23 protein-coding genes and 2 pseudogenes are annotated in these 24063 nt (G+C 72.0%); 16 read left to right on the forward strand and 9 right to left on the reverse strand.

Annotation, left to right across the window (positions count from 1 at the left end; translation table 11 throughout):
* Positions 1-428: 428 nt before the first annotated feature.
* The 3 genes from ACFY10_RS43880 to ACFY10_RS43890 are packed head-to-tail and all read left to right on the forward strand — an operon-like array spanning position 429 to position 3531.
* Positions 429-944, forward strand: coding sequence for a nitroreductase/quinone reductase family protein (locus tag ACFY10_RS43880; protein ID WP_390670953.1), 516 nt, complete (start codon positions 429-431; stop codon positions 942-944).
* Positions 941-1939 carry an ATP-binding cassette domain-containing protein gene (locus tag ACFY10_RS43885; protein ID WP_390670954.1) on the forward strand — a complete coding sequence of 333 codons (999 nt, stop codon included), beginning with the start codon at positions 941-943 and terminating at the stop codon, positions 1937-1939. The genes ACFY10_RS43880 and ACFY10_RS43885 overlap by 4 nt, the downstream gene beginning before the upstream one ends.
* Positions 1936-3531 carry an ABC transporter permease gene (locus tag ACFY10_RS43890; RefSeq protein WP_390670955.1) on the forward strand — a complete coding sequence of 532 codons (1596 nt, stop codon included), beginning with the start codon at positions 1936-1938 and terminating at the stop codon, positions 3529-3531. The genes ACFY10_RS43885 and ACFY10_RS43890 overlap by 4 nt, the downstream gene beginning before the upstream one ends.
* A gap of 49 nt (positions 3532-3580) precedes the next feature.
* Here the strand turns inward: ACFY10_RS43890 and ACFY10_RS43895 are convergent, their stop codons facing one another.
* Entirely contained in the window at positions 3581-4417 is an 837-nt protein-coding gene (locus ACFY10_RS43895; protein WP_390670956.1) for a universal stress protein, read from the reverse strand.
* 197 nt (positions 4418-4614) lie between these two features.
* Here ACFY10_RS43895 and ACFY10_RS43900 point away from each other — a divergent pair, with 197 nt between their 5' ends.
* Positions 4615-5517, forward strand: coding sequence for a universal stress protein (locus tag ACFY10_RS43900; protein WP_390670957.1), 903 nt, complete (start codon positions 4615-4617; stop codon positions 5515-5517).
* A 47-nt stretch (positions 5518-5564) separates the two neighbouring features.
* Positions 5565-6551: an Acg family FMN-binding oxidoreductase gene (locus ACFY10_RS43905; protein ID WP_390670958.1), complete on the forward strand. Its 987-nt coding sequence runs from the start codon at positions 5565-5567 to the stop codon at positions 6549-6551.
* A 363-nt stretch (positions 6552-6914) separates the two neighbouring features.
* Here the strand turns inward: ACFY10_RS43905 and ACFY10_RS43910 are convergent, their stop codons facing one another.
* Positions 6915-7493 carry a recombinase family protein gene (locus ACFY10_RS43910; protein ID WP_390670959.1) on the reverse strand — a complete coding sequence of 193 codons (579 nt, stop codon included), beginning with the start codon at positions 7491-7493 and terminating at the stop codon, positions 6915-6917.
* Between ACFY10_RS43910 and ACFY10_RS43915 the strand changes: the two genes are divergently transcribed.
* Positions 7476-7571, forward strand: a complete 96-nt coding sequence (locus ACFY10_RS43915; RefSeq protein WP_390671164.1) for a hypothetical protein — start codon at positions 7476-7478, stop codon at positions 7569-7571. The two genes, ACFY10_RS43910 and ACFY10_RS43915, sit on opposite strands and share 18 nt — an antisense overlap.
* 76 nt (positions 7572-7647) lie before the next feature.
* Here ACFY10_RS43915 and ACFY10_RS43920 read toward each other — a convergent pair whose 3' ends face one another.
* Together ACFY10_RS43920 and ACFY10_RS43925 are read right to left on the reverse strand one after the other, a co-directional pair.
* On the reverse strand, positions 7648-8529 hold the full coding sequence (locus ACFY10_RS43920; RefSeq protein WP_390670960.1) for a PhzF family phenazine biosynthesis protein: 882 nt from the start codon (positions 8527-8529) through the stop codon (positions 7648-7650).
* Positions 8530-8639: 110 nt separating this feature from the next.
* Complete coding sequence (locus ACFY10_RS43925) at positions 8640-8951, reverse strand: EthD family reductase (protein WP_390670961.1); 312 nt, start codon at positions 8949-8951, stop codon at positions 8640-8642.
* A gap of 167 nt (positions 8952-9118) precedes the next feature.
* Between ACFY10_RS43925 and ACFY10_RS43930 the strand changes: the two genes are divergently transcribed.
* Positions 9119-10021, forward strand: a complete 903-nt coding sequence (locus tag ACFY10_RS43930; protein WP_390670962.1) for a LysR family transcriptional regulator — start codon at positions 9119-9121, stop codon at positions 10019-10021.
* A 187-nt stretch (positions 10022-10208) separates the two neighbouring features.
* On the opposite strand, the pseudogene ACFY10_RS43935 reads toward ACFY10_RS43930, so the two are convergent.
* A pseudogene (locus ACFY10_RS43935) lies at positions 10209-10646 on the reverse strand (Tn3 family transposase); the annotation flags it as partial.
* A 710-nt stretch (positions 10647-11356) separates the two neighbouring features.
* On the opposite strand from ACFY10_RS43935, the gene ACFY10_RS43940 reads away from it, so the two are divergent.
* Positions 11357-12778 (forward strand): wax ester/triacylglycerol synthase domain-containing protein, encoded by a 1422-nt coding sequence (locus ACFY10_RS43940; protein WP_390670963.1) that lies wholly within the window; start codon positions 11357-11359, stop codon positions 12776-12778.
* Between the two features lie 101 nt (positions 12779-12879).
* Here ACFY10_RS43940 and ACFY10_RS43945 read toward each other — a convergent pair whose 3' ends face one another.
* Both ACFY10_RS43945 and ACFY10_RS43950 read right to left on the reverse strand, forming a co-directional pair.
* Entirely contained in the window at positions 12880-13743 is an 864-nt protein-coding gene (locus tag ACFY10_RS43945; RefSeq protein ID WP_390670964.1) for a universal stress protein, read from the reverse strand.
* 324 nt (positions 13744-14067) lie between these two features.
* Positions 14068-14943, reverse strand: a complete 876-nt coding sequence (locus tag ACFY10_RS43950) for a universal stress protein (protein WP_390670965.1) — start codon at positions 14941-14943, stop codon at positions 14068-14070.
* Positions 14944-15135: 192 nt separating this feature from the next.
* On the opposite strand from ACFY10_RS43950, the gene ACFY10_RS43955 reads away from it, so the two are divergent.
* Both ACFY10_RS43955 and ACFY10_RS43960 read left to right on the forward strand, forming a co-directional pair.
* Positions 15136-15573 carry a hypothetical protein gene (locus tag ACFY10_RS43955; RefSeq protein WP_390671173.1) on the forward strand — a complete coding sequence of 146 codons (438 nt, stop codon included), beginning with the start codon at positions 15136-15138 and terminating at the stop codon, positions 15571-15573.
* A 227-nt stretch (positions 15574-15800) separates the two neighbouring features.
* Complete coding sequence (locus ACFY10_RS43960; RefSeq protein WP_390670966.1) at positions 15801-16679, forward strand: universal stress protein; 879 nt, start codon at positions 15801-15803, stop codon at positions 16677-16679.
* Between the two features lie 441 nt (positions 16680-17120).
* Here ACFY10_RS43960 and ACFY10_RS43965 read toward each other — a convergent pair whose 3' ends face one another.
* On the reverse strand, positions 17121-17291 hold the full coding sequence (locus ACFY10_RS43965; RefSeq protein WP_390670967.1) for a hypothetical protein: 171 nt from the start codon (positions 17289-17291) through the stop codon (positions 17121-17123).
* Between the two features lie 290 nt (positions 17292-17581).
* Here ACFY10_RS43965 and ACFY10_RS43970 point away from each other — a divergent pair, with 290 nt between their 5' ends.
* Genes ACFY10_RS43970 through ACFY10_RS43990 form a run of 5 tightly spaced genes read left to right on the forward strand, consistent with a single transcriptional unit; the run spans position 17582 to position 21883 of the window.
* Positions 17582-18799 carry a PAS domain S-box protein gene (locus ACFY10_RS43970; protein ID WP_390670968.1) on the forward strand — a complete coding sequence of 406 codons (1218 nt, stop codon included), beginning with the start codon at positions 17582-17584 and terminating at the stop codon, positions 18797-18799.
* Complete coding sequence (locus ACFY10_RS43975) at positions 18796-19182, forward strand: STAS domain-containing protein (protein ID WP_390670969.1); 387 nt, start codon at positions 18796-18798, stop codon at positions 19180-19182. Before ACFY10_RS43970 ends, ACFY10_RS43975 begins: the two co-directional genes overlap by 4 nt.
* Positions 19179-19607: an ATP-binding protein gene (locus tag ACFY10_RS43980; protein WP_390670970.1), complete on the forward strand. Its 429-nt coding sequence runs from the start codon at positions 19179-19181 to the stop codon at positions 19605-19607. The genes ACFY10_RS43975 and ACFY10_RS43980 overlap by 4 nt, the downstream gene beginning before the upstream one ends.
* A 25-nt stretch (positions 19608-19632) precedes the next feature.
* Positions 19633-20664: a SpoIIE family protein phosphatase gene (locus ACFY10_RS43985; RefSeq protein WP_390670971.1), complete on the forward strand. Its 1032-nt coding sequence runs from the start codon at positions 19633-19635 to the stop codon at positions 20662-20664.
* 37 nt (positions 20665-20701) lie between these two features.
* Positions 20702-21883 (forward strand): PAS domain S-box protein, encoded by a 1182-nt coding sequence (locus ACFY10_RS43990; protein ID WP_390670972.1) that lies wholly within the window; start codon positions 20702-20704, stop codon positions 21881-21883.
* 49 nt (positions 21884-21932) lie between these two features.
* Here the strand turns inward: ACFY10_RS43990 and ACFY10_RS43995 are convergent, their stop codons facing one another.
* Positions 21933-22655 carry a CBS domain-containing protein gene (locus ACFY10_RS43995; protein WP_390670973.1) on the reverse strand — a complete coding sequence of 241 codons (723 nt, stop codon included), beginning with the start codon at positions 22653-22655 and terminating at the stop codon, positions 21933-21935.
* A 621-nt stretch (positions 22656-23276) separates the two neighbouring features.
* Here ACFY10_RS43995 and ACFY10_RS44000 point away from each other — a divergent pair.
* Positions 23277-23497, forward strand: a pseudogene (locus ACFY10_RS44000) (DNA-binding response regulator); the annotation flags it as partial.
* Between the last annotated feature and the right edge of the window lie 566 nt (positions 23498-24063).

Below are 24063 nucleotides of genomic sequence, written 5' to 3' on the forward strand. Positions count from 1 at the left end.
TCATTCCGGGCCGCAATCCCGGCACCCGGGATCACGTACGGTGCCCGCTGCGGCGCATACGCGGCGTTCATCCCCCAAGAATCCGTGGCTCCGGGCCTCACGGGCGCGGGCCGTACGGCCCCGACGCAGAGCCGTTCGGCCCCTGCGGGAGGCGGCGGTTCCCGCCCGGGCGGCGGGTCCGGCGCGCAGCCGCACACGGGCCGGCGGACGCCGGGCCGGATGCCGCAGTCCGAGGACCGACCGGCCCTAGCCGACGGGCCGGGAACGGGCGGAGTTTGGCGAACGAGGAGGGGTGACCGTCTTGCCCCCCGCTCGGCGCAGAGAAGGGGACAACCGTGCTCACGACCAGGCAAGCCGCAGCGCAGTCCAGCGCCCGAAGGCGCGAAGCCACGCGAGAGTGCGGTGCCGTTCCGAGGCGGGTGTGAGACATGGCGAGCAACGATTCTGCGCGCCGATTGCACCGGCTCGACCGCTGGATGTACCGCGGTGGCCGCCCGGGCTTCCTGGCACGCGTGATGAACCGGCAGTCGGTGCTCGCCGCCTCGGCGGGGCTGGCGCCGCGGCGCCTGGTCGCGATGGAGGTGCGCGGGCGCCGTTCGGGCCGCCGTATCTCGCTGCCTCTGGTGGTCGCGGACCATGAGGGCGACCGCTATCTGGTGGCGATGCTCGGCAAGGACGTGAACTGGGTGCGCAACGTCCGTGCGGCCGACGGGCGGGTGGTGCTGCGGCACGGCCACCGCGAGGCCGTACGTCTCGAAGAGGTCGAGGTCGGCGCCCGCGCGCCCGTCCTGCGCCGCTATCTCGCCCTGGCACCGGGAGCCCGGCCGCATCTGCCGGTGGACCGCCGGGCCCCGCTGGAGGAGTTCGCGCGGATCGCCGACCAGGTTCCCGTCTTCCGTATCCGGCCCGACCGGCCGGAGCCGAGCGACGGGAGCGGGTCATGACCGCCACGTCCGCCGCGACGGGAACCCCCGCCGGCGCTCGCGGGCATGCCGTCGCGATCTCCGTCTCGGGGCTGGTGAAGACGTTCGGGCCGACCCGTGCCCTGGACGGGCTCGACCTGACCGTGGCCACCGGAGAGGTGCACGGCTTCCTCGGTCCCAACGGGGCGGGCAAGACCACGACGATCCGGGTCCTGCTGGGCCTGCTGCGGCCCGACGCGGGCGAGGTCCGGCTGCTGGGCGGCGATCCGTGGCGCGACGCGGTCGCCCTGCACCGGCGGCTGGCGTATGTGCCGGGGGACGTCAGCCTGTGGCCGAAGCTGAGCGGAGGCGAGATCATCGACGTCTTCGGGCGGCTGCGCGGTGACCTCGACCGGGCACGGCGGGACGAGCTCCTTGAGCGGTTCGAGCTGGACCCGACGAAGAAGGCCCGCACCTACTCCAAGGGCAACCGGCAGAAGGTCGGCCTGGTCGCCGCGCTGGCGTCCCGCGCCGAGCTGCTGATGCTCGACGAGCCGACCTCGGGGCTCGACCCGCTGATGGAGACGGTCTTCCAGGACTGTATCCGCGAGGCGAAGGCCGAGGGCCGCACCGTGCTGCTGTCCAGCCACATCCTGGCCGAGGTGGAGGCCCTCTGCGACCGGGTGAACATCATCCGGTCCGGGCAGACGGTGGAGAGCGGCACCCTGGCCGAGCTGCGGCATCTGACCCGTACGTCCATCGACGTCCACACCGGCCGCCCGGTGACCGGCCTCGACGCGCTGCCCGGCGTGCACGACCTGCGCGCCGACGGCGACCGGGCCCGCTTCGACGTCGACACCGACCACCTCGACGAGGCCGTGCGCCACCTCACCGGCTTCGGCATCCGCACCCTCACCAGCCAGCCGCCCACACTGGAGGAACTGTTCCTGCGCCACTACGGCGACGAGCTGGCCGAGGAGCGGAAGTTGTCGGAAGGCCACCTCAACGGGGCCGGGCAGCGCGGCGGGCGGTCATGAACGCCGCGGCGGTCGAGCTGACGGGAACCGGCACGCTGACCCGGCTCGTGCTGCGCCGCGAGCGCGTCCGCATTGCCATCTGGGTCGCTGCGATCCCGCTGCTGGTGCTGCTGACCGCGGCCAGCGTCAAAGGCCTCTACCCCACCCAGCACGACCTCGACGTGGCGGCCCGGGGCAGCCAGGGCAACGCCGCAGCCATCGCCTTCAACGGACCTGCCCTCGCGCTCGACACGATGGGCGGGGAAGTGGCCTTCCAGACAGGCACGATCGGGCTGGTCGTGGTCGCCCTGATGAGCATCTTCATGATCGGACGGCAGACCCGCGGCGAGGAGGAGGCCGGCCGCACCGAACTGGTCCGCGCCCTGCCGACCGGCCGGCACGCGACAGCCGCCGCCGCGCTGCTCGTGGTGACCGGCATGAACGCGGCCGTCGCCGCCGTGGTGACCCTGGGCCTGCTCGCCCTGGGTCTGCCGGCGGCAGGCTCGGTCGTCTTCGGTGTCTCCTTCTTCACTCTCGGCCTGGTCTTCGCCACCTTCACCACCGTGGCGGCCCAGATCAGCGAGAACACCCGGGTGGTGCACGGCAGCACCGGCGCCGCCCTCGGCGCCGCCTTCGTGGTGCGCGCCGTCGGGGACATCGGCGACGGCACCGCATCCTGGTTCTCACCCATCGGCTGGGTCCAGAAGACGCGGCCCTATGCCGGCGAACGCTGGTGGCCCCTGCTCGTCGCGGTCGTGTGTACGGCCGCCTCGCTCGCCCTGGCGTCAGCACTGGCGGCCCGGCGCGACCTCGGCGCAGGTCTCGTGCCGCCCCGCCCGGGCCCGTCACGGGCGGCACCGGGCCTCGGCCGGCCGCTCGGGCTCGCCCTGCGCCTGCAGCGCGGCAGCCTCATCGGCTGGAGCTGCGCCGTCTTCCTCTCCGGGGTCGCCTACGGCTGGGTCGCCGACGACGTCAAGGATTTCATCGGCGACAACGACACCATGCGCAAGGTGATCGCCAGCTTCGGCGGGGCCGACATCACCGACGCCTACCTCACCCGTTCCCTGCTCACCGTCGCCCTCGTCGGCGCCGGTTACGCCGTCCAGTCCGCCCTGCGTCCGCGCGGCGAGGAGACCGCCCTGCACGCCGAGCCGATCCTGGCCACCCCCGTCTCCCGCCTGCGCTGGACGGCAAGTCACCTGACCGTCGCCCTCCTCGGCAGCGTCGTGGTGCTCGCTGCCGCGGGGCTGGGCACCGGCCTCACCTATGCCCTGGTCAGCCACGACGTCGGCCAGATCCTCCGCCTGCTCGGTGCCGCGCTCCTGTACACCCCGGCTCTCTGGGTACTCGTCGGCTTCGCCACCGCCCTGTTCGGACTCGCGCCGCGCGCCGTGACCGCAGCCTGGGCCGTCCTCGGCCTGTGCCTGGTTGCCGGCATCCTCGGCGACATCCTCAACCTGCCGAACCGGCTGCTCGATCTGTCGCCGTTCCAGCACCTCCCCCAACTCCCGGCCCACCACCCCACCGCCATCGCCCCGACGGTCCTGACCGGGATCGCAGCCGCCCTGACGGCGGTCGGCCTGACCGCCTTCCGGCGACGGGACATCGGCTAGTCGACCATCGCGGCGGAGCGGAACGTACGGACTGGGCAGCCGGCTTTCGTCACGCCGGCACCACGGCCACCGGGCAACCGGCCTGCTCGACAAGCCGGTTGACGGCTGTGCCGAGCCTACTCCCACGCCGCCCGGCCACCAGCAGTTCGGCCCGGCCCGATGCCCGTACCAGGGCCTCGCCTGCGTCGAAGAGCACGACGTCCTCCAGTACCCGCACCTGCGGGTACTTCTCCCGCCACGGGCACAGGGCGTCGGACAGGAGTTGCACCTCGTCGTCCTCACGGGCAGCCCGGTCCCTGTCCGGTGCCGCGAATGAGGACAGGGAGCCGTCGGGCTCCGGCATCCTCCATGCGTGCACCGCGCGCAGACGGGCGTTCGGACGACTCGCCCTGTCGAAGGCGAAGTCGACGGCCGTGTCGTCCGGATGCCGTGCGTCGATGCCGAGCGCGACCTTGTCCGTACGCCATCCGGTGCCCGTGCAGGCGGGCCCACCCGGCACCAGCACCACGGGCCTGACGGAGCACTCGGTCACCGCGCGGGCCACCGACCCGACCGTCAGCCCCGCGAACCCTCCGGCGCCGCGCAACCCGAGCACGAGCAGTTCGGCCGAGGTGCCCAGGGCGAGCAGCTCCGGCGCCGGCTCACCGTCGATGCGGACCTCCTCCACCGTCAACTCCGCGGGGCAGGAGGTCAGTTCGGCGACCGTCCGGCCGGGAGGGATCTTCGGGAGGCAGTGCCACGGCTCGGACAGGTCCGTCCCTGACGGCTCCGACACATGCACCACCTGCAACAGCAGCCCGCGCCGCAGAGCCTCCCGGGCCGCCCAGTCCGCCGCCGCCCTGCTCCGCGCGGAGCCGTCGGCTCCGACAACGATCGTCCGTCCCATGCCGGTTCGCCTCCTGCGTGGACACGGCACCCGGTACCTCCGTGCCCCACGGTCATCCGCAGCGTGGCCCTCCGCGCAGGGGCCGTAAGGGCCAACGAGCGGGACCGGTGGCCCCTCCGCAGCACGGCCGCCTGCCACGACGATGGGAACAGGAGCGAGACAGACCCACCATGCGAGAACCACGGAGGTGCCCCGCCATGTCACGACCGGTCGTCGCAGGAGTCGACGGATCCCCGGAAAGCCTGGCCGCCGCAGAGTGGGCCGCCCGGGAGGCGGTGCGCCGCGATGTGCCCCTGCACCTGGTGCACGCCTCCGACTGGAGCCCGACTCAGGCGCCCTCCGCCGCAGCGAGCATGGTCCGGCGCCACGTGGGACGAGGCGTCCTGCGCAAGGCCGAGGACCGCATCGCGCGGACCTGCCCCGAGGCGCGGCTCACCGACGAGCAGGTCGACGGCCCGGCGGCCGAGGCCCTGTCGCACGCTGCGCAGCAGGCCGAGCTGCTGGTGCTCGGCTCGCGCGGTCTGAGCGGCTTCACCGGGTTCCTGGTCGGGTCGGTGGCCCAGGCCGTCGTGGCCCGGGCGACCCGGCCGGTCGTCCTGGTCGAGGCCGGGGAGCGGTCCGAGGACGAGCATCTGCCGGACGAGGACGGCAATACGTCGCTCCTCACTCCGTACCGTGATGTCGTTCTCGGCATCGACGTGAGCGACCCGTGCGACGAGGTGATCGAGTTCGCCTTCGAGTCGGCCCGGCTGCGCGGTGCGACGCTGCACGCGGTCCAGGCCTGGGACAACGCATCGGCCGTCGCCCTCGGCTCCGGCGCGCCCGGCATCGGCGAAGGGCCGCGGCGCGAGGAGGAGTGGCGCACCTTCCTCACCGCGGTGCTGCAGAACTGGCGCGACAAGTACCCCGGAGTCGAGGTCACCGAGACGGTCGTCAAGGGCAGGGCCGCAACCCACCTGGTTCGCGCCGCCTCGGGCGCCGGACTGCTCGTCGTCGGCCGCCGCGTGCGCGAGACCCACCTCGGCCGGCACACCGGCCCGGTCACCCACACCGTGATCCATCACGCGCGCTGCCCCGTCGCCGTCGTGGCGCACGACTGAGCCACCCGGCACGAGGACACCAGCAGCGACGAACGGCGGTGCCGCCCATGGACGCAACGCACACCCCGGTCGACCACGCGGCCAACCACCTGGTCCGCGCGGCCGTCGCCGCGCCCTCGGTCCACAACACCCAGCCCTGGCTGTTCACCCGCCGGGAGGGGGAACTCGACCTGTACGCGGACCCCACGCGCCGGCTCCTGCTCACCGACCCGGACGGACGGGAGCAGGTCATCAGCTGTGGTGCGGCCCTGTTCAACGTCCGCCTCGCCATGCGGCACCTGGGCTTCCAACCCGTCGTGCAGCCGTTCCCCGACCTGTGGAACCCGGCCCACGTCGCCCGCGTCGGCTGGGGAGCGTACGCCAGGCCGAGCACCGGCGAGAACCTGATGTACCGCGCCCTGCTGCAACGGCACACGCACCGCGGCCCGTTCCAGTGGTCGCCGCTCCCGCGGCCACTGGTCGGGGAACTGCGCGCGCATGCCCGGGCGGAGGGCGCCGAGCTGTACACGGTGGAATCACGCCACGCCAGGCGTCACCTCGCGGAGCTGGTCCGCACCGCCGAAGCCATCCACCGCTACGACCCCGGGCACGTCGCCGAACTGCTCCACTGGACCCGCGCCACCCGCGACGGGCGTAAGGACGGCCTCCCCTTCAATAGCTGCGCGTACGACCCGGACGGCACCGGCCTGGCCGGGCGCGACTTCCACCTGCGCGCCACCCGCATTCCGCCCGCCGCATCCGAGGTCTGGCCGGCCGGGACGGGGCTCGTCGTCCTCCTCACCACCCGGAGCGACACCCCTCAGGACCGGCTGTGCGCCGGACAGGCCCTGCAGCGCGTGCTGTTGCATGCCACCGTCCGCTGGACCGCGGCCGCCTTCCACACACAGCCTCTCGAAATCCCCCGGCTGCGCGCCCAGTTGCGCTCGACGATCGCCCGCGGAGAGTTCCCCCAGATGATCCTGCGTCTCGGCCACGCCACCCGCGGCCGTCCGACCCCACGGCGACCGGCCGACGCGGTCCTCGCGGCGGAGTGACGACGACCGCCTCGCCGCCGTCGACACGCCCGTGTCAGGACCTCGCGCAGGCGTCCCCGTCGAGTGTGAAGTCGTACGGCGCGGAGTTCTCGCTGTACGAACAGCACGGCAATGAAGAGGCCGATGAACTGGCTGAAGAGGTCTCGACACAGCTCCTTCAGCCCGGCGGGCGACAACTCGTTGAGTCCGGACTCGTCCCACTGTGGAGGCCGGGCCCACCAACGATCCGATCACGGGCGATCACGGTTGCCGATGGGGCGTAGTCCCGCGAGCGGTGGCCCGACGCTCTCTGCGACGGCAGGTAGGTGTTGCGCTGGCGACGGGCTTGGGGAAGATCGGTACAGCGGTTGGCGCTGAGAACGATCATGGTTCCTGGGTGGCGGTCTCCGAGTTCGGGTGAGGCTGGGTCTGGAGTCGCTGGCGGAGGTCGGCTTCGTCGGCTGCGAGCGGGTCGCCAGGGCGTCGGATACGGACCCGGCGGGGGCGAGGGATGTCGTCGACGTCCTGGAGGTCGGCGAAGTCGGCGTGCGCCTGGGCGACGGCCTCGGGGTACGCCTCCTGCTTCTCGTTCTCGGCGAGTGCGCGGTAGATGCTCGCGACGCTGGGGGCCTGACCTTTGCGCTTGCCGGTGGGGATGATCAGGTCGGGTTGGATCTGCTCGACCGACTCGCCGTTCGCCCGGCGGCGGAGCACGGTGTGCAGCATGTCCTCGGTGATGACGGCCGGGCGGCCGCCGTGCTTGCCCTTGCGGGCCGCGGCGTCGAGCCCTTCGAGGGTCGACTCCCGGATGTTCTCCCGCTCGGTCTCCGCCATCGCGGCGAAGAACGCGAAGAGCAGACGGCCGGGCCCGCTCGGGTCGCCCGAGGCCGCGTCGGCGGCCGTCCTCGCGCCCTGACCTCCGAACAGATCGCCGACGCCCGCATCCTGCTCGGCGCCGGACAAACCCGAACCGCCGTCGCCGCCAAGCTGCGCGTCTCCCGATGGACACTCAGCCGCGCCCTCGACACCGCGTCCCGCTGACGGCCGCCACCGGGTGCCAACGCTTGACCGCAGCGGACAGCCCCAGCCCCATGCGCGGATCGCAGAAGAGGACGGTCTAGTTGTCGCCTCGGTGTCCGTCGCGGACCACTGCCAACCCGCCGACCCGGGTTGTGATGCCCGCCGGCCCGCGTCGGGCCGAAGCGAGCACGCTGGCCGGTCGACCGAGGCTGTCACCCTGCTCCACCTCGATCGCGACCGTCTGTGCCCCTGTCGTGTCGAGCAGGTGGGCGGCCAGGCAGCCGGTGCTGTTGGCGTTGGCGACGTCCTCGTCGACACCGATCGCCGGCGCGAACATCCGCGCCGCACCCGGTCGGTCGCCCACCGGCGGTGCGTACACGAAACAGCCGAGGAGCCCGTACCGCCGGCACGCCGCTGTCAGCCTGCCGAGGTGTGGGTGGACTCGGAGCAGCGCCGACCGGTCGTGGACCGGTACCAGCATGCGTGGTGCGCCGGGCGCGGCGATCCGTGGCGCGTCGGTCGGATGCGGGTCGTCCGCGGTGAGCCCGAGCGCGGCGACGATCGCGGCGCGCTCGTCCGGTGCCGGGTGACGCAGCGCGACGAGGCCCTGGTCGAACCACACCTCGATGCCGGCGGGGCGGCGGATCGCGACGGTGTCGAACGTGCGCCCGCCGGTGTGTTGGCGGTCGTTCAGCTCGCCCAGCGCGGTGCGGGTCAACCGGACGGCCTGCGCGGCAACGGTGCCGTGGCCGCAGCCGGACAGTTCGGCGGTGGCGGTGAAGAACCGGACCGGCCAGCCACCGTCCGGCGTCCGCCCCGGGCCGAGGAACGCCGCGTGCGAGGTGCCGGCCGCAGCAGCGACCGCACGCCGGTCCGCGTCCGTCGCCGCCGGGTCGTCGTCGGTGACGGCCGTGGGGCTGCCGCCCCGGCCGTCGCGCCGCACGCACGCATCAACCACCGTGACATCCGGCCAGGACATCGGCCCACCTTTGACGCTCAACGAACCGGCAACCGCGAACGGCGTTCCGCCGATAGCCGGACCTGGCCGCAACGGCCGACCGAACGCGTCCCGGAGCGTACCGTCCTGCCTCAGCCGATGCCGTCCTGCACCGGATAGTGGATGATGACCGCACCGCCGGTGGCGTAGTTGGCGACATCGGCGGCCAGCCGCCGGCCGTGCGGCGACGCCCGCGCCGCGTCCATGGCGGCGGCGTCAGCGAAGTCGGCTTCGAAGACCGCGAAATACGGCGCTTCTCCCTCGGTCGCCGCCACGTCGAAGCTGTAGCGCCACGCAAGCGGGCCGGGCCAATTCATGACCAGCGGAAGGTGGTTGGTCACGTAGTAGTCGCGGAAGTGGTCAGGGTCGGCGGGCTTGGAATACAGGACCACCAACTTATGCATGACGACCTCCGTCCAGATCAGGGTCGGCGGGCTGCGTGAGTGCGATGTCCAGGACCGCCGTCAGTTGAATCGTCATATGCGCAGGTTAGGGCTTGATGTGGGGTCGAGGGAAAGATCAATACGGGATAGACTCAGAACGGATCGTTATCAATCGGCAGGGAGGGTACGTGGCGCCGGATACGGTGAGCCTGCGGTACTTCCTGGTGCTGGCGCAGGAGTTGAACTTCACCCGCGCGGCCGCACGGATCGGTATCGCACAGCCCGCACTCAGCGCCCGGATGCGCCGATTGGAGGCGGAACTCGGTACGGCCCTGCTGGTCCGCAACACGCGCAGCGTCGTATTGACCACGGCCGGTGCGGCTTTGGCGGAGTCCGCGCCGCCCGCGCTGGCGGCGTTGGACCGGGCATGGGACACCGCCCGGAGCGCGGTGGCCGGTGAACTGGGCACGCTGCGCATCGGATACAGCCTCAGCGCCGGGGCCGAGACGGCACCGGCCCTGGTGGACAGGCTGATTCGCAGCAGTCCCGGACTCGAGGTCGGCGCGGTCCCGATGGCGACACCGGAGATCTCCCCCGCGGTCTCCGACGGCCGCATCGATGCCGGGATCACCCGCGGTGAACAACCGGGCCGTGGCGTGCGCCGGTACCTGCTGCGGCGTCAGCGGATCGGCGTCCAGCTGGCGCAGCACCATCCGCTGGCCGAACACCCGGAGATCGAGATCGCCGCCGCGGCCGCGTATCCGCTGCGACTCCCCGACCGAGCGGCCAACCCCGTGATCCACGACCAGCTCGCCGCACTGTTCCGCGATACCCGACCACACCCCCGATTCCACACGCCCACAGTCTCTTTCGACATGTCACAGCGCGACCTGCGCGACGGGCTCACCCTCGCCCCGGCCGGCGAGGCCGCCGTCACGGCATCACCGCCCGGCATCACCTGGCGACCGCTGCACGGCGCACCCAGCCTGACGATCCACCTGGTCCTTCCGCGCGAGCAGTCGCCGCTGCACCGCCGCATCCGTGCCGTCGCCAAAACCCTGGCGCACGAGCTGCACTGGCTGTCGGACTGACGGACAGCAGGTCATGCCGGGCGAACTTCCGCGGTGGCGAGGCCGAAGACCTTGCGGCACTCCCACGCCCCGCACTCTCCGCAGGTCGTCATCACCTTCCCGGCTTCACCCCCTGGGCGTGACTGCGGCGTGGTGACACACGCGAGCGCACCGGAAGGCGCAGTCGGTCCAGGGCGTCGTCGTCCTCGTCCAGCTCGGGGGCGTCCGGGTCACGCAGCGGGCGCAGGCCCTGGCGCGGGGTGGAGGGGGTGAAGCTGTAGCGGCCCAGGACGTTGAGGTTCTTGAACTTCAGCGGGGACAGGCGGGCGACATCCTCATCGCTGATCTCGTGGCTCTCGGCGCGCAGCTGGGCGACCGCGGCGTCGATGTACTTCGTCGTCCAGAGCACGACGGCGTTCAACACCAGTCCCAGTGACCCTGGTTGATCTTCCATTCCGTCCCGGTATGCCTGGTGGATGGTGCCGCGCTTGCCGTGGCAGATGTCCCGGGCGAGGGTGTGGCGGGACTCCTGGACGCTGAGCTGCTTGCCCATCTGCCGCCGGTAGGTGTCATCGACCGGGTCGACGACCTGCAGCAGGTGCAGGGTCTTGGCCATGCGCCCGTACTCGGCGAACACCTGCCCCAGCGAAGACCGGGTCTTCAGCGGTCATGCGAAGCGGTTGCGCCGGTGTCCGCGGAAGGTGGCGGAAGTGTCCGCCAGGTGTCGGCTGGGCTTCCCATGGTCCGTCAACACCTTTGGTCGCAGCGGTGTTGGGTCGGTCGGCCCCGTGAGCGAGTCGTTCGGCCCCTGCTGCGGCGCCGCCCGCGGCCTGAACGTGGGAAGCGAGCCCGCGGGACGAGGGGGAGGGTGTTCGACTCGCGGGCGACGCCGGTTTGGGGACCGGCGTCTGCCGCCACGGCGGCTCCTCGGGAAGGTGGGCGGGCTGGTCACCCCGCCCCCTGTGCCGGGCCCGCGTCAGGCCGACGGGCGACGCGCCGTCGTCGCAGGGGATCTCTGTACGGCCCGCGGGCCCGGCGCCCGCACGCTTCGGGCAACCAGCTGGGGGCCGGACATGGAAGCCTCACCGCACGATCCCACGCCGCAACGCCCAGCCCGTTTCGGCCCAGAGAGATCAGCAGCGCAGGACCCGGCCCGGCAGGTCACCAGACCGGCCCGGACAGAAGCTCGTAGCCGCAGCGGGAGCGGTGGCTCCGGGCCAGGAGCAGGGCGTTCAAAGATCGTCCCGGGGTACAGGAGTCAGCGGGGCGTCCGGGTGGACCGTGCGGGCCGGGACGGCCGATGCCGGGGACCTTCGGCTCTGGGCAGAGGGGGTTCGCAGCTGGTTGGCTGGGAGCATGGCAGCGACGACCGGCCAGTCCTCGCGACCGGGGCACCCGGAAATCGAGCGCGCGAGCCCGTCGGACCGGGCGTTCCTGGCGATGGACAGCGGGGAGGTGCCCGAGCAGTTCGGGGTCGTCCTGACGCTCGATGGGGCCGGCGGGCTGGACCTGGAGCGTGTCCGTCGGCTGATTGCCGAGCGCGTCCCGGCCGTGCCGCGGCTGCGCCAGCGGCTGGTCCGGGTACCCATCGGCTGTGGCGGCCCGGTCTGGGTCGACGACCCTGGGTTCGATGCCCGCAACCACGTCCGCGCGCTGAGCTGCCCTCGGCCGGGCGACGACAGGGCGCTGCTGGACACCGCCCTTTCAGTGGTCGCCAGCCCGCTGCCGCGCACGCAACCCCTGTGGTCGGCCACGCTGATCACCGGTCTCGGCGAGAGCACACGTGCTCTGGTGCTCGTCCTGCACCATGCGCTCGCCGACGGAGTCGGCGGGCTCGCGGTACTGGCCAACCTCGTCGACGCCCCCGCCGACACAGCCCAGGGGCGCTTCCCTCGGCCCCCACCCACCTCCGCCGCCCTCGCCCGCGACGCGCTGACGAATCGGCTGGCCGCAGTGGGCCGTGTCGCGCAGTCGTGGCACCTGCTGCGCATGTCCTTGCACGCCGGGGGAGGTCTTCGGCCGCCACCGGTCACGCCCTGCTCGCTGAACCGGCGGACCGGGCCGAGTCGGCGGCTGAGCGTGGTCCACGCCGACCTCGCGGCCGTGCGGACGGCCGCGCACCGGCACGATGCGACGGCCAACGACGCGGTCCTGGTCGCGGTGGCGGGCGCGCTGCACCGCGTGCTGGCGGGCAGGAGGGAGTCTCTCGGCACACTCGTGGTCTGTGTGCCAGTGTCCGGCCGCCGCCCGGACAACGGGCCCGCCCTGGGCAACATGGTCAGCCCGATGCTCGTGTCCGTGCCGGCCACCGGCGCCGTGCCCGACCGTCTGCGGCAGGTCGCCACCCAGGTCCGCACGCACCGGGAGGCCGCCACCGGGCCGCCCCCGATCGCCGTGCTGGGCGGGCTGTTCCGCCCTCTGGCGGCGCTCGGCGGCTACCGCTGGTACCTCAACCACCAGCACCGGTTCCACACCCTGATCACCCACGTGCGCGGTCCCGCCGAACAGGTCACGTTCGGCGGGGCTCCGGTCACCTCCGCCGTCCCGGTCGGCGTCGGCCCGGGCGGAAACATCCCCGTCTACTTCGAAGTGCTGTCCTACGCCGGCACACTCACCGTGACGACGACCGTCGACCCCGCCCACTTCCCCGACCCCGACGAGCCGGCCGACGCACTGCGCACCGAACTCGATCTGATCATCCGGCATCCACGGGCCGGCGGTGAGGCACCGCCCGGCGGCGACACGGGCCCGCACAAACTCCCTCCGGCCGCCGACTGAGCGTCGGCCCTCGGACCCGAGGCGTGCAGAGTCGCCGAGTCCGTCGTCGAACGCGATCGGCACAGCTCCTCGTCCCCGGTCGCCCTCGGGCCCCGGTGGTGTCAGGGGTGTGGGATCAGCGTCACGGGGCAGGCAGCGTGGCGTACGGCGGCGTGGGCCACCGCGCCGAGTCGGGGCCCGGCGGCGGGCTGTACGCAGTGGCCGAGCACGGCGAGACCCGCGTGGCGGGTGGCGGCGGTCACGGCGCCGGCGGGGACGTCTTCCAGACAGATCTCCTCCACCCGTACATCGGGGAACTTGTGCCGCCAGGGCATCAGGGCTTCGGTCAGCCGCATGTCGGTGTGCCGGGCGCGGCGCGAGCGGCTGTGCTGCCAGGGCGTGACCGGATAGGTGCGGGCCGGGCCGGACGGCAGCCAGGCGTACAGCGCACGCAGCGGGACCTCGCGCATCGCCGCCGCCTCGAACGCGAAGGCGATAACGGCGTCCTGAGAGTGGTGCGCGACGTCGAGGGCGAGCAGGACCGGTCCAGCGGGCAGGTCGCCGGGATGGGGCGCCGGGCGGACGAGAGTGACCGGGAAGTCGGCCCGCGCAGCGGTCTCCGCGCCGGTGGAACCAAGCAGGAGCGCGGACATGCCGCCCAGCCCACGGGAGCCGAGGACCAGGAGTTCCGCGTCTCCTCCGGCGGTCAACAGGGCTTCACGCGGTGGGGTGTTCAGCACGTGGGCATGGATGGCCAACGAGTGGTGGCGGTTGCGAAGTCGGTCCAGGGCAAGGTCGAGTGAGCGGACGGCCCAGTGCCGGCTCGCGTCCGCCTCCGGTGTGTCGGGCGAAGCGCCGTCTGGGGTGTGCCAGGCAGCGACCAGGTGGAGTGCGATGTCGCGCAGTTCGGCCTCGCGGGCGGCCCAGGCAGCGGCCGCGAGGCTGGCGGCGCTGCCGTCGATCCCGACGGTGACGGGGCGGGGCATGGACACACACCTCTGATCGGGCAGGGGGTAGCAGTCCGGGAGCCAGGGACGGGGATGGACGTCCTCACCCTGGCGCGGGCAGGGGCGGGGGCGCGAGGGCTTCTCGGTTCAGATGTGGGGCCGAACGGCCCTTCCCTCGTCGTAGGAGGGGGTGGCCGGTGAGAAGCGAGCCGGACCGCGTGGTGCCCAGGCGCCTGCGGAATCGGCGTGGGCAGAGAAACTCACGAGGTCCCGCAGGCCCCCTGCCCACTGTCGGCGAGCCGTCCTGGCGCGTCGGTGCAGGGCCGGAGCACGGGCGTCATCGGCTCCCGGTGGTCGCTCGTCTCAGTCATGGGAGACGACGGCGACGGGGCATCGCGCGTGGTGGATGGCGGCATGGGCCACGGAGCCCAGGCGTGGTGCCAGGACGGGACGGCGCTTGCGTCGGCCGACGACCAGCAGCCCGGCACCATCGGCGGCTCGTACGACGGCCCTGGCGGGACTCTCGAGACCGACGCTGTCATCCACCACCACGCCCGGGAACTTCTCGTGCCAGGGACGGAGAACCTGGCTCAGGCGCTGCTGTGCGTCCCGCGTGATCTCCTCGGTGATGTCGTGGTCCACGCCCCAGGGAACGTGCGCATGGACCGGCACGCTCCGGCCGTGGACGGCTCGCAGGGGCACGTCCCGCGCCACGGCGGTACCGAAGGCGAATGCGAGCAGATCGTCGCAGGGACCATGCAGTTTCAGCGCCACCACTACACCCGCTGCCGTACCCCCGGTGGGCGGCAGCCCTTCCTGGCGCGTCTCGGCGCGCACCAGGACCACCGGCCGCTCGGCCCGCGCCACGACGGCCATGCTGATGTCGCCCAGGAAATAGCTCTCGACGGGTTCCAGCCCCCGCGAGCCGAGCACGAGCATCTCCGACTCCGACGCCGCGTGCAGCAGTGCGTCCTGAGCGTCGTTGGCGACCAGGCTGCCGACGACGACAAGGCCCGGGTGGCGCGTCTGGAGCTCCGCCTGCGTGTTGTGCACGATCCGTCTCGCCCAGTAGTTCTGATCCACCTCCGCGGGGACCTGGGTCGGTTCCGGCACCAGCAGCGGCCACGCATGCAACAGGCGCAGGGGGAGCTTGCGCCGCTCCGCCTCGTCGGCGGCCCAACGGGCGGCTGCAAGACTTTCGGGTGAGCCGTCGAGGCCCACGGTGACAACTGGCTCCATGGCGACTTCCTCCGTCTCGTAAGAAGCTGGGAGGACGGTGAGCATGAGCGGTGGTCGACGAGCGAGCGTCCGCGCCGACGTGCCGGGTACGGCGCCTCTCATACGAGGATGACTCCACATCCCCCTGCGGCGCATGTGTTCGCGCGCAGGCGACCGGCCGGGCGCCGCACCGGGGTCGAAGAGGTGAGGCCGATGTCCGACGCGACGACCACCGATCTCTACGAGGTCACGATGGCGATGCCGTATCTGCGTGAGGGGATGACCCGGCCGGCGACGTTCAGCCAGTTCGTCCGCGACCCGCCGCCCGAGCGCGGGCGCCTGGCCTGCCCCGTGCCCCTGGTCCACGGCCCGAAGGCGAGGGGAATCCCGCCCCGGTCTCCGGGCACGCAGTCCTGCAACCGGTTGCGTACGGATGGTCACGCCACCAGACGGGAACACCGTCGTGAGGTCGCCGGTCTGCTGGTGACAGGGCACGAAGCCCGCGTACGTGTGTCCCGAGACGTTGGTGACCTCGTCCCCCGGCGCCCGACCGGCGATGCCTGCTCCCGCCTGGACAAGCGCCGAAGTCGGCCCGGTGAGACCCCAGGTGCCAGCGGCGCGCAGCAGCCGGCAGGGATGGCGGCGTCTTAACTCCCGAAGGGACCCGAACGGCCCTTCCGCGACACGGGTGCGGGAGCAGACTCGATCAGAGAGGGACCGCGATTTGAGTGCCCAGGGATGAGCGCATGAGTCATGACCCGAGGTGATACGGCGGTCTCCGCGGACGCGGCAGGGGCTCGGCGATGGCGGGCGGACGCAAGCGCGAACCGAATCTCGGTCCGGCGGAGGACCGGCGTCGAGACAGCACGGAGGACACGATGACAACACCAACACGCACACCGATCGTGGTCGGCGTCGATCCCGATCCGTCCCACCGCATGGCCCTGGCCTGGGGCGCCGACGAGGCCGACAGACGCCGCCTCCCTCTCCGCCTGGTCCACGCCCTGGGACAGCCGGTCGACCCGTACCGGCCAAGACCCCCGGACCTCCCCGGGGACGAACGGGGCCACGAGCTGCCCAGTGCCGCAGAACGCACGCTCCACGAGGCGGTTACGTTCGTTGAAGACCGCTACCCGCACCTGGAGGTCTCGGCGGTCCTCGCTGCGGGCGAGCCCATGCGGGTCCTGCGAGCGCAGGCACGCAGCGCCGCCGCCGTAGTGGTCGGCTCGCGCCGCCTGGGCACGCGAGAGGAGCTGTTCACCTCGGCCTCCATCGCGCTGCCGGTCATCGCGCACGCACCCTGCCCCGTGGTGGTCGTGCGCGATCCCGAGCACGTCACCCAGCAGCCGCCGTACTTCGTCGTCGGTGTGGACGGCAGCCCCCACTCCGCGGCCGCCGTCGACTACGCCTTCGAGGCGGCCGCCCTGCGTGGCGCGGTGCTGCGGGCGCTGTACGTGTGGCATCCGCCGCTCCTCGGCGTCCTGGACGAGCAGGCGGCCCTCCAGGAGTGCCGCAGACTCCTGTCGGAGACGGTGGCCGGCCGCGAAGCCGCTCACCCGGACGTGGAACTCCACCACGAGGTGGCCCGCGGCCACCCGGTGCAGGTCCTGGCCCAGGAGTCCGCACACGCGCTCGGCCTCGTCGTGGGCACCCGCGGTCACGGAGGCTTCACCGGCATGCTCCTCGGCTCGGTGGTCCACGGCGTGCTCCACCATGCCGAATGCCCGGTCATCGCCATTCCCCGGGCAAGCGAGTAGTCGTCCTTCCGCACGGCCGATGCGAGGCGCGTACACAGCGCCGACCTCCTACCGAGCAGACCTGTCCGTGCCTGACGTTGTCGGTGCTCTTCGGCATCGGGCACCCCTCGGCACGCCGCACCGGTCGGACGTCATGCGCGGGCGGGTATCGACTCATGCGTCCCACACAGGACTTCACTGATCTCAGCGCACTTCGGTCTCTGTCGCCTCTCCCACGTCCGGTGGTCGTGCGTCAGCCGCTGTCGCCGGGGTCCCTCACCTGCCTGCCCCTCCGCGCTCGGACCGGGACAGCGCGATGGGTCCCGGGACCGTGCTCGACGTGGCGGACATGCGCGTCGGGTCCGTAACGGCTCACCTGTGGGCGACCGGCTCCTGCCACGCTTGAGTCGCACCCCCTCGCGGCTGTCACTCCGAAAGGGAGAAGCACCATGCGGCCTCCAGTTACGGAATCCGGTGGCGCCGCAAGGCGCGCACGCGCTGCTGGATGCTGATCACCTCGGCCCCGACCGCGCGCCGCGGCGCTGCGCGGGCGACGGCGTGCTCGGCTGGGGCCCGCACGGCGTCGGCACAGGTGGCCTCGGCGTGGACCAGCGCGGTGTTCGCGGGCGACAAGGCATCCGGCTCCCGTTCCGGCATCGTGCGGAGCTGTATCGAGTCCGAACAGCCCGGTTATTCGCGGGGTGTTCGGGTGGCCGCGACGACCACTCGGCCGAGATCGGCAAACATGCCGGACGGTGACAGGCCGGTCCCCCGTCGGCGTGTCCCGCTGTAATCGGTCGCGGTGCACAGGGGCCCCGATCAGCTGCCTTGAGGGGCGATAGCATCAGCCGCGCCGGGATCAGGGGGCGCCACCGGGCGGGGGCCCGGCTTGGGGATGGACGATGCGAAGGGCGGGGCCGGGCATGACGACGCCACCAGGAGGCGGCCAGGATCCGCAGGTGAGCCTGCAGGATCTCGAGGCAATGCTGGACGCGGTCACCGACCAGGCGATCGTCAAGCTCGGGCCGGGCGGCGAGGTGGTCCTCTGGAGCCGCGCCGCCGAGGCATTGACCGGTTATACGGAGAGCGAGGTCGTCGGCCGGTCGGTGTCGGTGCTGCACCTCGAAGAGGACCGCGGCGCCGGGCTGATGGAGCGGGAGTTGGAGTCCGCCCGGGACGGGCGGCGGGAGTTCCAGGGCTGGCGGATCCGCAAAGGCGGTGAACGGTTCCTGGCCCAGGTCGCGCTGACGCCGGTGCGCGGCCAGGACGGGGCGGTGACCGGGTTCGTCAAGGTTTTCCGGGACGCCACGGAGAGCGCGCGGGCCGAGTCGTTGTTCCACGGTCTGCTGGAGTCGGCTCCGGACGCCATGGTGATCCTGGGGCAGGACGCGCGGATCGTGCTGGTCAACCGGCAGACGGAGACGCTGTTCGGCTTCGAGCGTGCCGAGTTGGTCGGCCGGGAGATCGAGGTCCTGGTGCCGCCGAGGTTCCGGGACCGGCATGTCGGCCATCGCTCCGGCTTCCTCGCCAACCCGCAGCTGCGGCCGATGGGGGCGGGGCTGGAGTTGTCCGGGATGCGCCGCAACGGCACCGACTTCCCCGTCGAGATCAGCCTGAGTCCCCTGGAGACGGCCGAGGGGACGCTCGTGGCCGCGGCGATCCGGGATGTCACCGAGCGCCGGGAGACCGAACAGCGCCTCCAGCGGCAGCGCGACGAGATCCTGGAGCTGTCCACGCCGGTGATCCAGGTGTGGGACAAGGTGCTGGCGCTGCCGATCATCGGCACGCTGGACACGCTGCGGGCCACCCGGCTGACCGAGGGGCTGCTGGAGAAGATCGCGCAGAGCCAGGCGGAAGTGGCCATCCTGGACATCAGCGGGGTGCCCACCATCGACACCCAGGTCGCCCAGCATCTGTTGAAGACGGTGCAGGCGGCGGCCCTGATGGGGACGGTGAGCATCATGAGCGGGGTGCGGCCGGAGACCGCTCAGTCCATGGTGCACCTGGGCATCGACATGGGTCATCTGCGCTCCCGCAACACGCTGCAGGACGCGTTGCAGCTGGCCCTGGCGGTGCTCGCCGAGCGGGCCGGGACCGCGGCGACGGCCGCCCGGGCCCTGTCGTTCGGGGAGTCGCGATGACCGGGGACGTCGTTCCGGTCATGAAGATCGGCGACACGCTGCTCGTGGCGCTGCAGGGCGACCTCGACGACACCACGGTGATACAGATCGAGGAACAGCTCACCCGGGAGATCGCCCGCACCTCGGCTTCCGGCATGCTCATCGACGTCAGCCGGCTGAGCGTCGTCGACTCCTTCATCGCCCGGGTACTGGCTCGGATCGTGGCCATGGTCCGGCTGCTGGGAGCGCAGGCGGCGATCGTGGGGATCCAGCCCGCGGTGGCCATCACGCTGGTGGAGCTCGGTGTGCCGATGGGGCATCTGGACACCGCGCTCAATGCCGAGCAGGGCCTGGCTCTGCTGGAGCGGCTTCGGCGGGCCGATGCCGGTGGGGGCCGTCTGTGACCGCTGATGCCGTGACGGGCACGGAGTCGGACGTTTTCACCATCGCCGACGAGGCCGACCTGATCCGCGTGCGGAAGGTACTGCGCACCGAGGCGGAGGCGATGGGGCTCAATCTGGTGGACGCGACGAAACTGATCACGGCCGGCAGTGAGCTGGCCCGCAACATCCTCAACTACGCCACGGGCCGCCGGGGCCGCATCAGCATCGAACAGGTCTACCGGCAGGGCCGGCGGGGCGTGCGGGCCACGTTCGCAGACGACGGCCCGGGCATCGACGACATCGATGCGGCCCTGACCGACGGCTTCAGCACCCGGGGCAGCCTCGGGCTGGGCCTGCCGGGCGCGCGTCGGCTGGTGGACGACATGACCCTCACCTCCGCCGCCGGGTCGGGCACGACCGTGGTGATCGTGAAATGGCAGCGGTGAGGATGCGGGCTCCGGTGACGAGGAGGTGGCGACGCTGAACGAGCACGCACACCGCCGCCATGCGATCGGTGCCGAGGAGGACGTCGGCGCCCTGCGCCGGGCCGTGGCCAGAATGTCCGCCGGACAGAATGCACTGCGCGAAGGGGTGGCCGAACTGGTCGCCACCGAAATGGGCACCAATCTGCTTCGCCACGCCCACCCGGGCGGATACGTGCTGGCGCGCAAGGCCGGGGACGGGATCGAGCTGATCTCCGTCGACCACGGCCCGGGCATCACCACCGGCACGCTCGCCCCGCCGGCCGGGACGGCCCCTCCCGTCGCCCCGCCCCGACCCGGCGGGAGCGGGCTCAAGGCGGGGCTGAACGTGGTCAGGCGCAACGCCGCCGAGTTCGACTGGTACGCCACTCGCCGCGGAACAGTCGTCTACGCCCGGCTCGGCGCCCACGCTCCGGCCGGTGACGCGGGGTGGCGCTACGGCGGGGTCAACGTCCCCCTCGGCGGCGACGGCGAGTCCGGGGACGCCTGGGCCGTCGCGCCAGGCCGCCCGACGGCCGCCCTGGTCGTCGACGGCCTCGGTCACGGCCCGGGCGCCGCCGCAGCGGCCCGCGCCGCGATCACCACGTTCGAGCAGGCCCCCGTCACCGACCTGGACCGGTTCGTCCGTCTCACCCACGAGGCGATGCGCGGCACCCGTGGCGGAGTCCTCGGTGCGTGCCTGATCGACCCCGGGCGCGGCGAGCTCACGTACGCGGCTGTCGGCAACATCACCGGACGGGTCATCACCGGCGCCCGGTCGGTCCATCTGCTGGACCGCCCCGGCACCCTGGGCACCCATCTCCCCTTCCCCACCGTCCGTCTGCAGCGCTGCCCGTTCGAGCCAGGGTCGAGCCTCATCCTCGTCTCCGACGGGATCCGCTCAGGCTGGACCGTGGACGACCACCCGCGCCTGCTGGACCACCATCCGGCGGTGATCGCCGCCGTGCTCCACCGCGAGTACGGACGGCCCACCGACGACGCCACAGTGCTCGTGGTCCGCCAGGTCGCCCACATGGCATGATGAACCGGTTCCCGTCACCGGGCGAAGGGGGGTCGGCATGGGAGACCTGCGCAGTCCCCTGACCGCCGAGGATGCGGACGACAACCTCGTGCAGCAGGCTGAACTGGCGCGCCACGCACAGCTGGTGGACGAGCTGCGTCAGGAGCTGGACGACACCAACCGGGGCCTGATAGCCCTGCACACCGAGTTGGAGGCCGCCCGGGCCGCCGAGGCCCGGCTCGCGGCCATCGTGGCCGCCTCCGACGACGCCATGATCTCGGTCGGCCCGTCCCTGCTCGTCCAGACCTGGAACCCGGGCGCCCAGCGGCTGTTCGGCCACGCCGAGCAGCAGATACTCGACCGGACGATCGGCACCCTCATGCCCGAGGCGGCCTTCGACAACTTCCGGTCGGTGGTGGAGCAGATCCGGTCCCAGGGACACGCCGACTCCTACCAGAGCCACTGGCACCGCGCCGACGGCACGAACGTCGACGTCGCCGTCACGGTCTCACCTATGCGTGACGCGGACGGAGCCCTGATCGGCTTCTCCACCGTGGCCCGGGACATCACCCACCAGCTCGCCGCCCAGGCCGAGTTGGCCGCCGCGCGCGCCGATCGCGAAGTGATGGCCGAGCGCGACCGTATCGCCCGGGACCTGCACGACATGGTCATCCAACGGGTCTTCGGCGCCGGTCTCGCACTGCAGAGCATCACCGCCCGCGCCGGCCGGCCTGACGCCTCCTCCCGCATCCACAAGGTGATCGACGAACTCGACGCCACCATCCGGGAGTTGCGCGGCACCATCTTCAATCTCAACCAGCCCACCCAGAAGGCCGCCAGCCTCCGCGCCCAGGTCCTCGACGAGACCGCCACCGCACAGGACCGTCTCGGCTTCGCCCCCGCGGTCGAGTTCGCCGGCCCCGTCGACGCCGCTCTGCCCGACGAGACCGCCGCCCATCTGCTCGCCGCACTGCGCGAGGCCCTGTCCAACATCGCCCGCCACGCCCGCGCCTCCGCCGCCTGGGTCACCGTCCATGCCGGAGACGAACTGCTCCTGGAGGTCACCGACAACGGCCTGGGCATCGACCCGGCCGTCACCCGCAGCAGCGGCCTGACCAACCTGCGGCGCCGTGCGGAGAAACTCGGCGGCATGTTCGAGGTGGCCGGCCGTCCCGAGGGCGGCACCCGCCTGCGCTGGCGCATCCCCCTCACTGCCAAGAGCTCTCCCCACAGCTCCTGAACTCTCCGAACTTCCGGTATCCATACGGAAGTTGTCACGCGCCTCCAGGTCAGTGCTGCAGCATCCAGGGGCGGGCGATCACGTCCGCAGCATGCTGCTCGGGCGGATGCGTGTCGTCGATCCGGAAGGTCAGGCTGTTCACCACGCCGACCACTCCGTCGATGCGCCACGTCAGCTGGACCACGAGCGGGATGTCGCTGCGGTGCTCCAACTGCCCTTCCATTGTGGCCATGCCGTCGCGGACCGAGACGATCACGGAGTGGGGTGGCAGGCACATGGCGCGGGTCAGGACGTTGTCGATCACGTCCTGGCGGATCTCCTCATCGGTGCGCAGGAAGACGCGCAGCAGATCACGCCGAGTGGCGATGCCGATCAGCCGGTCCTCCTCGTCCACCACGGGAAGGCGGTCGACGTGGTGACGTTCCATGACGCGCGCGGCGTCCGCGACGGGCTGTTCCGGATGCACGGTGACCGCGGGTGTCGACATCAGCTCCGCCGCCGTCGTGGCGCGGGCGACGGCAGCCGCACGACGGCCGGAACGGCGCAGCACAGGCTTCCGGAAGGTGCGGGTCCGGCTGTCGGCGGGCCTGGCCGCCTGGCATCGGATCAGATCGGTCTCGGAGATCACTCCCACGACCTTGTCGTCGTTGTCCACCACGGGCAGCCCGCTGATCCGGTGCCGATCCAGCAGCCGTGCCACGTCCTTGAACGAGGTGTCCCGGTGCGCTTCGACAACCTCACGGGTCATCACCTCACCGACGCTGCGGCTCATCACGCCACCCCCTTCCTCGTCACTGCTGCGCCGACCCGCCCACGTGCGCAATCCTGTGGGGCACGTCGGTCTGCGACTGCGTCGAGAGGCCGGGCCACCCGGGCTCGATCGGCCGAGCGGCCGTTTCCGTCCCTTCGGACCGTCCCGGGGAGCCGGTCTCCCGATGCCCCTTCAGCCTCCCGCGATGTCCTGCGCCGGGGCAGGGGCCCAGCGTCCTGAAGCGGGGGCCGATCCGCCCCCGGTCCGATGGGCCCGTTCGGACGGTCGTGACGAGGCGCGGGATGCGAACCGCAGGCGTGGACCGCCCGCCTCGGGCCGACGCCGCGCTGGGGTCGCGCCCACCTGGCGCGGATCAAGACCGGCAGCCGGAGCATGGGCGGCTTCGAGCACGCCATGCCGGGAGGACCCGGCATCCGCACGGGCCGGCCTGCGGTCCGTCGCCCGAGCCGGGGGTGGCGGATCCGTCATTGAGGCCAAGGACTGGCGCCCGCTTCTCGCGGACCTCGATTGCGCGGTGCGCGGCGCAGGCCGCTCCTCCGCGTCTCTTTGTGCCAGTCCCTGGCTTCACCTGCAGTACATCACCGAAGCCACCGGGCCGACAGGGCCGAACGGCCCCGACCCGGCACCGACGTGTGCCGTGAACCGCGTTCTCGGATGCCCGAACTGGCCTGCCCGATGCTCACCTCCTTCGACGACGAGGAGGCCCTGCTCGATGCGATCACGGCGGGCGCCTCCGGCTGTGCGCTCACCCGGATCCAGGGCTCCGACCTCGTTGATCGGCCGTACGGACCGTGGCCACCGGCGACCAGCAGACGGAGGAGAAGCCCAAGGCGCTGCTGATGTCCTCGGCGTCATCACCTACGTCGGATGCGGCGGGGACGTCGACCGGTGAACGTCAGACCTCCCGTCACCGAGGCCGGGCGTTCGCCGGAGCTGCGCATCCATGGGCACTCCCGCAGTTGCAGGGGCCGTACCCGCCGGCGCCCAGGGTTGGTGAAGGCAAGCGACGGCTCAGGAGCCGGACGGCAAGCGTGTCGCACGCAGCGGTGAGGACGAACGTCACCCCGATCGCTGCAACCAGCAAAACGGCGCACCGCTCCCAGAACTCCAATGTCAGACTCATACTCACCGCTACTGCCTTCCGGATCAGCGTCGCTGTGCTCACGCCCAGCCAACTCCCTCGTAGACCGCCGCACATGAGCCGACCGGCCCGAACCGAGGTCGGGAAACGGCCCGGGTTCGCGGGAGTCCGGTCCCGTGCATCGTCTTCCGCGCACCGATGACGGCCTGTCCGCGAGACCGTCGTCCACCTTGCTCACCACCAACCCCGGTCCGCGGCTGGATTCCAGCTCCGAAGCTTGACCGACCCCGGCGGCGTGCTGCGCGGCGGGCTGCGAAGCCGCCGACC

It is taken from the genome of Streptomyces sp. NPDC001401 (assembly GCF_042895385.1).
GTDB lineage: Bacteria > Actinomycetota > Actinomycetes > Streptomycetales > Streptomycetaceae > Streptomyces.

Excerpts from the sequence above, each read along its gene's own strand:
- ACFY10_RS43900 (WP_390670957.1), top strand. The coding sequence starts at position 4,615 with ATGTCACGACCGGTCGTCGCAGGAGTCGACGGATCCCCGGAAAGCCTG.
- ACFY10_RS43890 (WP_390670955.1), top strand. The coding sequence starts at position 1,936 with ATGAACGCCGCGGCGGTCGAGCTGACGGGAACCGGCACGCTGACCCGG.
- ACFY10_RS43955 (WP_390671173.1), top strand. The coding sequence starts at position 15,136 with ATGTCCGACGCGACGACCACCGATCTCTACGAGGTCACGATGGCGATG.
- ACFY10_RS43950 (WP_390670965.1), bottom strand. The coding sequence starts at position 14,943 with ATGGAGCCAGTTGTCACCGTGGGCCTCGACGGCTCACCCGAAAGTCTT.
- ACFY10_RS43995 (WP_390670973.1), bottom strand. The coding sequence starts at position 22,655 with ATGAGCCGCAGCGTCGGTGAGGTGATGACCCGTGAGGTTGTCGAAGCG.
- ACFY10_RS43920 (WP_390670960.1), bottom strand. The coding sequence starts at position 8,529 with ATGTCCTGGCCGGATGTCACGGTGGTTGATGCGTGCGTGCGGCGCGAC.
- ACFY10_RS43905 (WP_390670958.1), top strand. The coding sequence starts at position 5,565 with ATGGACGCAACGCACACCCCGGTCGACCACGCGGCCAACCACCTGGTC.
- ACFY10_RS43945 (WP_390670964.1), bottom strand. The coding sequence starts at position 13,743 with ATGCCCCGCCCCGTCACCGTCGGGATCGACGGCAGCGCCGCCAGCCTC.
- ACFY10_RS43975 (WP_390670969.1), top strand. The coding sequence starts at position 18,796 with ATGACCGGGGACGTCGTTCCGGTCATGAAGATCGGCGACACGCTGCTC.
- ACFY10_RS43885 (WP_390670954.1), top strand. The coding sequence starts at position 941 with ATGACCGCCACGTCCGCCGCGACGGGAACCCCCGCCGGCGCTCGCGGG.
- ACFY10_RS43925 (WP_390670961.1), bottom strand. The coding sequence starts at position 8,951 with ATGCATAAGTTGGTGGTCCTGTATTCCAAGCCCGCCGACCCTGACCAC.
- ACFY10_RS43940 (WP_390670963.1), top strand. The coding sequence starts at position 11,357 with ATGGCAGCGACGACCGGCCAGTCCTCGCGACCGGGGCACCCGGAAATC.
- ACFY10_RS43960 (WP_390670966.1), top strand. The coding sequence starts at position 15,801 with ATGACAACACCAACACGCACACCGATCGTGGTCGGCGTCGATCCCGAT.
- ACFY10_RS43970 (WP_390670968.1), top strand. The coding sequence starts at position 17,582 with ATGACGACGCCACCAGGAGGCGGCCAGGATCCGCAGGTGAGCCTGCAG.
- ACFY10_RS43895 (WP_390670956.1), bottom strand. The coding sequence starts at position 4,417 with ATGGGACGGACGATCGTTGTCGGAGCCGACGGCTCCGCGCGGAGCAGG.
- ACFY10_RS43880 (WP_390670953.1), top strand. The coding sequence starts at position 429 with ATGGCGAGCAACGATTCTGCGCGCCGATTGCACCGGCTCGACCGCTGG.
- ACFY10_RS43990 (WP_390670972.1), top strand. The coding sequence starts at position 20,702 with ATGGGAGACCTGCGCAGTCCCCTGACCGCCGAGGATGCGGACGACAAC.